Source organism: Alcanivorax sp. (genome assembly GCF_051117345.1).
GTDB lineage: Bacteria > Pseudomonadota > Gammaproteobacteria > Pseudomonadales > Alcanivoracaceae > Alcanivorax.
On the sequence record NZ_JBNPEC010000105.1, the window covers coordinates 13,192 to 21,722 of the forward strand.

Annotated in this window: 8 protein-coding genes; 6 read left to right on the plus strand and 2 right to left on the minus strand. The window is 58.7% G+C overall.

The genetic code is table 11. The features are described from left to right. On the plus strand, positions 1 to 1,868 hold a 1,868-nt coding region (gene metG / locus ACFE0K_RS06700; protein WP_434535323.1), incomplete at its 5' end, for a methionine--tRNA ligase. Positions 1,869 to 1,939: 71 nt separating this feature from the next. Here metG and ACFE0K_RS06705 read toward each other — a convergent pair. Beyond that, a complete protein-coding gene (locus ACFE0K_RS06705) occupies positions 1,940 to 2,632 on the minus strand; it encodes a Crp/Fnr family transcriptional regulator (protein WP_434535324.1) in 693 nt (230 codons plus the stop codon). A 223-nt stretch (positions 2,633 to 2,855) separates the two neighbouring features. On the opposite strand from ACFE0K_RS06705, the gene ACFE0K_RS06710 reads away from it, so the two are divergent. The 4 genes from ACFE0K_RS06710 to ACFE0K_RS06725 all read left to right on the plus strand — a co-directional run bounded on the left by ACFE0K_RS06710 (position 2,856) and on the right by ACFE0K_RS06725 (position 6,754). Then, entirely contained in the window at positions 2,856 to 3,641 is a 786-nt protein-coding gene (locus ACFE0K_RS06710; protein WP_434535325.1) for a class II aldolase/adducin family protein, read from the plus strand. 12 nt (positions 3,642 to 3,653) lie between these two features. Then, a complete protein-coding gene (locus ACFE0K_RS06715; protein ID WP_434535326.1) occupies positions 3,654 to 4,250 on the plus strand; it encodes an HD domain-containing protein in 597 nt (198 codons plus the stop codon). A 167-nt stretch (positions 4,251 to 4,417) separates the two neighbouring features. Continuing rightward, the gene (locus ACFE0K_RS06720) at positions 4,418 to 5,758 is read left to right on the plus strand and encodes an oxygenase MpaB family protein (RefSeq protein WP_434535327.1); all 1,341 of its coding nucleotides are present in this window, start codon (positions 4,418 to 4,420) and stop codon (positions 5,756 to 5,758) included. Between the two features lie 237 nt (positions 5,759 to 5,995). Continuing rightward, the gene (locus ACFE0K_RS06725; protein WP_434535328.1) at positions 5,996 to 6,754 is read left to right on the plus strand and encodes an SDR family NAD(P)-dependent oxidoreductase; all 759 of its coding nucleotides are present in this window, start codon (positions 5,996 to 5,998) and stop codon (positions 6,752 to 6,754) included. Positions 6,755 to 6,811: 57 nt separating this feature from the next. Here ACFE0K_RS06725 and ACFE0K_RS06730 read toward each other — a convergent pair whose 3' ends face one another. Beyond that, on the minus strand, positions 6,812 to 7,183 hold the full coding sequence (locus tag ACFE0K_RS06730) for a hypothetical protein (protein ID WP_434535329.1): 372 nt from the start codon (positions 7,181 to 7,183) through the stop codon (positions 6,812 to 6,814). A 28-nt stretch (positions 7,184 to 7,211) separates the two neighbouring features. On the opposite strand from ACFE0K_RS06730, the gene ACFE0K_RS06735 reads away from it, so the two are divergent. Continuing rightward, a complete protein-coding gene (locus tag ACFE0K_RS06735; RefSeq protein ID WP_434535330.1) occupies positions 7,212 to 8,318 on the plus strand; it encodes a hypothetical protein in 1,107 nt (368 codons plus the stop codon). Positions 8,319 to 8,531: the final 213 nt, after the last annotated feature.

The window sequence follows — 8,531 nt, forward strand, 5'->3', positions numbered from 1 at the left end:
ACGGCACCGCCAGCACTTCGCAGGCGGAAGAACACGGCATCACTCCGGACCAACCAACTCGGCAAGGCAAAGCGGCCCACGAGAGGGACTTCGCCGACTTCCAGATCCAGTTCGACAACTACTACAGCACCCACAGTCCGGAAAACCGCGCGCTGTCAGAAATGGTGTTCCAGCGTAATAAAGACGCCGGCTATATCGTCGAGAAGACCATTACCCAGCTCTACGACCCGCAGAAAGGCATGTTCCTGGCGGACCGCTTCGTCAAGGGCACCTGCCCCAAGTGCAAATCCGAAGACCAGTACGGCGACAACTGTGAAGTGTGCGGCGCCACCTACACCCCGGCGGACCTGATCAAACCCTACTCCTCCGTGAGTGGCGCCACCCCGGTGGAAAAGGAAACCACCCAGCTGTTCTTCGATCTGCCCAAGTTCGAGCCCCTGTTGCGCGAGTGGACCCGCTCCGGCGCCTTGCAGGAGCAGGTGGCCAACAAGCTGCAGGAATGGATCGAAGATCTGCAGCCCTGGGATATCTCCCGCGAAGCCCCCTACTTCGGCTTCGAGATTCCCGGCTACCCGGGCAAGTACTTCTACGTGTGGCTGGATGCCCCCATCGGCTACATGGCCAGTTTCCAGAACTACTGCGACCGCGAAGGCCTGAGCTTCGACGACTACTGGGGCAAGGAATCCACCGCCGAGCTGTATCACTTCATCGGCAAGGACATCATCAATTTCCACGGCCTGTTCTGGCCCGCCATGCTCGACGGTGCCGGCCTGCGCAAACCCACCGCCATCTACAGCCACGGCTTCGTCACCGTGAACGGCGCCAAGATGTCCAAGTCCCGTGGCACCTTTATCAAGGCCCGCACCTACCTGGATCACCTGGGCCCGGAATACCTGCGCTACTACTTCGCCGCCAAGCTCTCCAGCCGTGTCGATGATTTCGACCTGAACCTGGAAGACTTCGCCCAGCGGGTGAACTCCGACCTGGTCGGCAAACTGGTGAACATTGCCAGCCGCACCGGCAACTTCGTGAAGAAATTCGGCGGTACTCTCAGTGACGAGCTGGACAACCCGCTACTGGTCCGCGAAGTGCAGGAAGCGGCCCCGCGCCTGGCCGAGTTCTACGAGAAGCGCGAATTCGGCAAGGCCATGCGCGAAATCATGGCCCTGGCCGACCACGCCAATGGCTACATCGCCGACAAGGCACCCTGGACTCTGGCCAAAGAGGAAGGCAAGGAACAGGAGGTGCTGGCCATCTGCACCACCGCCATCAATGTGTTCCGCCTGCTGGTGATCTACCTGAAGCCGGTGCTGCCGGCCCTGGCCGAACGCGCGGAAGCCTTCCTGCAAGTGGAGCCGCTGACTTGGAGCGATAGCGACACCCTGCTGCTGGGCCACGAGATCGCCAAGTTCAAGCCGCTGCTGAACCGCATCGACATGGCGCAGATCGAAACCATGCTCAACGCCTCCAAGGAAGACGTACCGGCCAAACCGGCCAGCAAGAAAAGCGAACCGAAAAAGGCCGACGACGTGGCAGACGACACCATCAGCATCGATGACTTCCTCAAGGTAAAACTGCGTGTGGCCCGCGTGGCCAAGGCCGCCCATGTGGAAGGGGCCGATAAGCTGCTGCAGCTCACCCTGGACGTGGGCGAGCTGGGCGAGCGCAATGTGTTTGCCGGCATCAAGGCCAAATACAGCCCGGAAGATCTGGAAGGCAAACTGGTGGTGCTGGTGGCCAACCTGGCCCCGCGCAAGATGAAATTCGGCGTCTCCGAAGGCATGGTGCTGGCCGCCGGCCCGGGCGGTGAGGACATCCATATCCTCAGCCCGGACAGCGGTGCTCAGCCCGGCATGGAAGTGCGCTGATTGATCGCCCAGCCCCGCTACCGTTTCCGGTAGGCGGGGCTGATGCGACAAACAAGTATCCCCCTCGCCAGCTACCCCAACTGCGCCAGATACGCCTCTAACGCCGCTTCATCCTCAATTGTGATGTAGCCATAGCCCAGGCGGATCAGCTCCCGTTGCTGGAAGCCCTTCAAGATGCCGTGCACCCCCTGGCGGGTCATCCCCATCATGTTGGCAATATGTTCGCGGGTTAGTCGTATCGTTACCGGCCCGGTCGATGGCTTGCCCCCGCGCTGCATTTGCGCCAGGAACAGCAGTCGCTGCCCCACCCGGGCCTCGGTACCGCGCAGGGCATCTTCCTCGATCATGGCAATGGCCGACCACAGCCGCTGGCTGACCAGATCCAGCACCACCGGATAACTCTCCGGGTAGCGCTGCATCAACGACCGAAAGAACGGCCCGGGCAATTCCACCAGCTCCGCATGCTCATGGGCGGTCGCGCCATACACCCGCCCGGTCCCCGGCGAAAAGACCGCATCGCCGAACCAGGTCCCCTGATCAAAGATAATCAGCACCGCTTCACGACCCTGCGCATTCACCGAGCTGATGCGCACCAGCCCCCCGGCGATCACACACAGATTCGACTGGGGCTCACCCTTCTCATAGATACGCTCCCCCGCCTGGAAACGCCGCACGCGGGCATGCTGCGCCGCTTCGCGAATGGCCTCATCCGGAAAACCCGTCAACAGCGGGCACTGGCGCAACACAGTATAGGCATCGGTCATTGAGGCATTCCGCTCACTCAAGGTTTCAGGCTTCGCGATGTGAATATCGCGTCCCACCCGACTTCGGAACGGCAGGAATGTGGGAAGTCATGAAAGGGTTGGCACAGCTCGATGCCTTTACGGAATTACGATCACGTCGAACCTGGTAACTTTTTGACAGTCTTGCCGCCGTGGCCGGGCTAGCCTGAACGCACAACAACATGATTAACGGGAGAGCACCACCATGAACAGCCAGGCAAATCTTGACCCAGCTGCCATCCAGTCCAAGAAAAACACCGTCAGCGCAGAAGAATGGCAACTGCGCGTGGATCTGGCCGCCGCCTACCGGCTTATCGCCCTATACGGCTGGGACGACCTGATCTTCACCCACCTGTCGGCCCGCATCCCCGGCGACGAGCATCACTTCCTGATCAACCCCTACGGCATGATGTTCGACGAAATCACCGCCTCCAGCCTGGTGCGCGTGGACCAGGAGGGCAACAAGCTGGATAACAGCGACTTCGACATCAACCCCGCCGGCTTCACCATCCATAGCGCCATCCATGCGGTGCGCGACGATGCCGCCTGCGTGATGCACACCCACACCAACGCTGGCGTCGCCGTGTCCGCCCAGCAGGAAGGCCTGCTGGCCCTGTCCCAGCAAAGCCTGTTTCCGCTGGCCAGCCTGGCCTACCACGACTACGAAGGCGTGGCCCTGCGCGAGGATGAAAAAGCCCGCCTGCAAGCCGACCTGGGCGACGCCAACTCCATGATCCTGCGCAACCACGGCCTGCTCACCGTAGGCAGCTCCATCGCCGAGGCCTTCCTGGGCATGTACATCCTGCAGCGCGCCTGCGAAGTGCAGATCCAGGCACTGGCCGGCAACCGCCCGCTCACCCCGATCCCCGATGGCATCGTCAACACCATCAAGCAGCAGGCGGCCCAGGCCACCAAAGGCATGGGCGGCAACCTGGCCTGGCCGGGGCTGCTGCGCAAACTGGACCGCCAGAGCCCGGGCTACGCAGACTGAAGGAGACGAATCATGAACGACATCACATCACCCCGTGCCACCTTCACCCACATGAAAGAGGGCACCGGCGACGACTGGAAAATCATCGCCGACAGCTTCGGCCAGTTCAGCAAGGGCCTGCCGGACCGGATTATGACCCACCTGCGCCTGCTGGAAGGCGACTTCGGCGGCTTCAATATCGACCGCTTCCAGCACTGCCTGCAGACCGCCACCCTGGCCCACCGTGACGGCAAGGACGACGAGTATGTGGTCTGCGCCCTGCTCCACGACATCGGCGACACCCTGGGCACCTTCAATCACGCCGACGTGGCCGCCGTGCTGCTGGAGCCCTTCGTCAGCGACGCCAACCACTGGATGGTGAAACACCACGCTATCTTCCAGGGCTACTACTTCTTCCACTACCTGGGCATGGATCGCAACATGCGGGAGAACTTCCAGGACCACCCGCACTACAAGCACACCCTGGAATTCGTCAGCAAGTATGATTCCCCCGCCTTCGACCCGGACGGAGAAATCCTGCCGCTGGAATACTTCGAGCCCATGCTCAGACAAGTCTTCGCCCAGCCCAGAAAATCCCTCTACAAGGAAGCCATGGCGGAAAATGGCTAACCGGTCGCCCCGGACCACAAGGCCCGGGGCACACCACCTCTTCCAGACTGTCCTTTCAGGCCAAAACCGGCCAACCTATACATAAAGGCGACTTCCGTTAATTGTCTTGCCTGGCAGGTATACGCAATGTGTAGGGCATTGAAAGACACTGTCTACCGAGGTTACCAATGACACAGTCTCTGGATGCACTCTGGGAAAAAGTCCGCACCCAGAAAACCCGCATTCCCTCCCTCTATGGCGATATCGACTTCGATATCACCCCGGAGCGGTTCACCGATTCCATGGACATCCGCAGCACCCTGCCGACAAAGTTTGCCCGCAAGCACCGCGAGAAAATCCTCGCCGACAAGGAAAAAGTGGAACGCGCCCGCGCCTACACCCTGCTAGGCGACACCGTGGCCGATGCCTACGCCGCACTGATGCCGGAATACAGCTTTCGCGACCTGATCGGCATGCTCAAGAAAGCCTGCGATGAAGGACTCGACGCCGTCCCCGATGCGCCGCAGGAACTGGTGGATTTCATCACTGCCATGGAAACCACCCCGGACTGGGTCGACATGGACCTGGTGCGCGAAGGCGCGCGCCTGAGCCGCAACCAGATGGCCAACCTGGCCCCCTACGTGATCCGTGGTGCCTTCGTGGCCACCTTCATGAACAAGTACTCCGGCCTGCCCATGGCCATCACCGGCACCCTGGCCAACGATTCGGTGAACCGACGCATCAACGAAACCGCCAGCTTCTTCACCACCGCCACCCTGCCCGGTGCCCTGGAACGCTTCGGCCCCGGTTTCAAGGCCGCCGCCATGGTGCGCCTGATGCACTCCATGGTCCGTTTCAATATTCTCAAGCGCGTGAAAAAATGGGACCCGGCCATCTACGGCATCCCCATTCCCCAGGTCGACCAGATGCCCGCCGGCACCATGCCCGCCTACCTGGCCGCCTTCAAAGCCATGCGCAAGGGCCGCAAACACTTCACCCGCAACGAACGGGCCATCGTCGAACTGTCTCGCTACCAGTGTTTCCTGCTGGGCCTGCCCGAAGAACTACTGCCCGCCGAGGCGCCGGACATCATCGACACCATGCTCACCTACTCCGGCACCCTGCGCGAAGGTTACGACGACGAGACCTGCGGCGAACTCACCCGCGCCACCATGTCCGTCTACCGCCCCAAGGACGACAAGCTGACCAGCAAGGTCCACAACCTGGTGGAACGCAGCGTCTCCAAGGTGTTCTTCAACCAGGCATTTCTCGGCAAAAACGACAAATCCAAAGCGAAAGAGATGGGCGTGGAACCGCACCTGATCGACTACGCCCTGTCCAGCATCGGCAGCCTGTTCATCATGCCCCGCCTGATCGCCTACCGGACCCTGCAAGACATCCCCGTGGCCAACAAGGTGGCGGACAAGATACTGGTCAGGCGCATCAATGAATTGCTGGTGGACTACGGCCATGCGGAATTCACCACCGATGCGGCGCAATACAGCCCCACCATCAAAAACGCGACCTGACCACCTCAGAAACCGTCTCTCGGGCAGGAATACGCCATCCTGTCCGAGAGACCATCGCTCACTACACTGCAGGCCCCGGCTCGGAAGGAAACTTCTGCGAGCCTTGTTCTGGCCCGGAAAAAAAGCTGAAGCCTCTCCCTGATTTTTAATCACCTGGATCATTGCCCCAGATCAAGTAATTGCGTGATTACCGGCATACAGTAGAGGTCAACACACTAGGGAATACAGGGGACTAGCATGTTCAGTCATTCCGCCGTTGCACTGGTAACCGGGTCGGCAACCGGTATCGGCTACGCCATCGCTGAAGGCTTTGCCCGCTCGGGCTGCAACCTGATACTCACCGACAAGGATGCCCGTCGCGGCGAACAAGCCGCCGAGGCGCTGCGCGAGGCAACCGGACGGGATATCTTGTTTGTCAGCGCCGACGTGAGCGACCCCCAGGACGTGAACGAACTACACCGGCGTGGTTTTACACACTTCGGTCGGCTGGACGCAGCCTGCAACAATGCCGGTATTGAAGGCGCAATAGCTCCCACTGCGGAGTGCGAACTGGACAACTTCGACACCACGATTGCCACCAACCTGCGCGGGGTCTTTCTGTGTATGAAAACCCAGCTAGGCTTGATGGCAAAACAAGGCCATGGCGCCATCGTGAACATCGCCTCCGTTGCCGGACTGGTAGGGTTTGCAGGGTTGCCTGCTTACTGCGCGTCGAAAGGTGGCGTGGTACAGCTGACCCGAACCGCTGCCCTGGAATACGCAGAGCAGAACATTCGCGTTAATGCGGTCTGCCCCGGCGCCATAAAAACGGAAATGATTGACCGGATTACCGGCAAGAAACCGGAAACCGAAAGCCAGTTTGCCGGCTTGCACCCCATGAACCGGATGGGCACCCCAGAGGAAGTGGCCAATGCCGTGATCTGGCTGGCCTCGCCACTGGCAAGCTTCGTGACCGGGCAGGCCTTGGCCGTGGATGGCGGGATGACCGCTCGCTGACTGGCCAGAGGCAGGCCCTGCCCCGTGGTTCAGGGCCTGCCCAAATTCAGAGAAACGCTACAGCCCCAGATACTCCCCGCTCAAAAACGCATCCCCCTGCCCTTCCAGGCTCCCGAAATAACTCACAGGGGCATACTCACCGTTCTCGATAGAGCCCACCTCGCAATCAATGCCATATTGCTTGGCAAGGTCGTTAAACAGGGTCACCGGCGCCTTGATCTGGGCTTTCTTTTTCACCGGCTGGCTGATGCCCAACCGCCAGTCCTCGCAATCGTCACTGTCGCAGTCATTGATCAGGGTGACGTTGCCCGCTGCGTTCTCATCCACATAGACCTGCAAGGCCGCTTGCAGGTTAGACAGGTTCCATTTGAGCTTCTTTTCCTGCTTTTCATTCAGGCGATCACTGGCAACGAAAAGATATACCAGCATAGTGGCTCCAGTGTTGGGGTTGTGGAGTTTGATTGCATGGTGGATTGAGGTTAAGGCAGGGAATGATGAATTGTCTCTGATTAACAATTGGAATATTTTAGCAGCCCATTTTCGGGAAACCTATAAGGATAAAAATATGAAGGGATATACGTTACTTGCTGCGTTGATGATGCTAGCGGTCACTTTGAACGTTCAGGCGACAGAGCCAACAATCACAGTGGATAGCGCTAAATATGGTACGAAGCTGGGCAAGCCGCCAGGAAGTACAACAGATTGTCCTGCGGCTAAGCCTGATACAAAGGATTTTACCAGCACTGTTGGAAATGCCTGTAACGGAAGCTCCGATTGTACCTATAAGGTGCCTTTCCCAAGCGAGGCGGATGACCCTTATGTTGGTTGCTACAAGAACTTCCAGGTGACGTACCGTTGTGGAGGCGACACGTCGACTACCCGGACGATTGATATTGGTGGTGTTGTTAACGAAGCGGCAAACCAAAGCGTACAGCTATTTTGCCAGTCAGCACCGGGTATAAACGTATTGGCTGCGACTTATGGGGCCGCCACCCAATCGGTGGGCGGCGCAGTTTGCAAGAAGATTCCGACTGGGAACGCCACTCAGGAAGTGAGCAATTTGTGCAACGTGCGATCGGATTGCAGCTACGCCATCAGCGTCAGCGCACTTGGTGATCCCTCACCAAATTGCAAGAAAAACTTCGTGGTGGCCTATACCTGTGGCACAGATCAGACGCAGAAAAATGTGACGGTTCCCGGTGAGGCCGATGGTCAGACTGCACACCTGTCGTGCCCAAGCAGTACACCTACTGAAACAGGCGTATACCTCACACTGGATCAGGTAACAGCCAATCGAGATGAGAACACGGCGAATGCCTGGATCACCTATGACATAGTGACAAAAAATTTCGTTCCTCCCATCCAGAGTATTACTCTTTACTACCGCCCTCAGGTAACACCGGAAACAAATTGGAGAGGTGTAGTACAAACGGATCTGACGGCGCGGAATGTGGACTTCAGTAATGTACTTACGCCAGATACCAACTACGAAGCTTATATAAGCGTCCGGTATACCAAGGATGCGAAGCTGGATAGTAAGAAGATCGATTTTTACACTTACTGAGGCGTCATACTTTTTCCCTTAGGGAAAATTAGTATGGCACCGAAGTCTGGAATACTGATGGCTGCCAGTGAGCAACGATCTTTTTGCTGGTAGCCAGTTTTTTATGCGTGGATTCCCCGTTATTTCTGCTGCTGACTACCGACAAAGCTTTCCGCTACGCGGTGTTGATGGTGAAGCTACCCCCCCAACCGACCAGATACCCACCAAACAGAT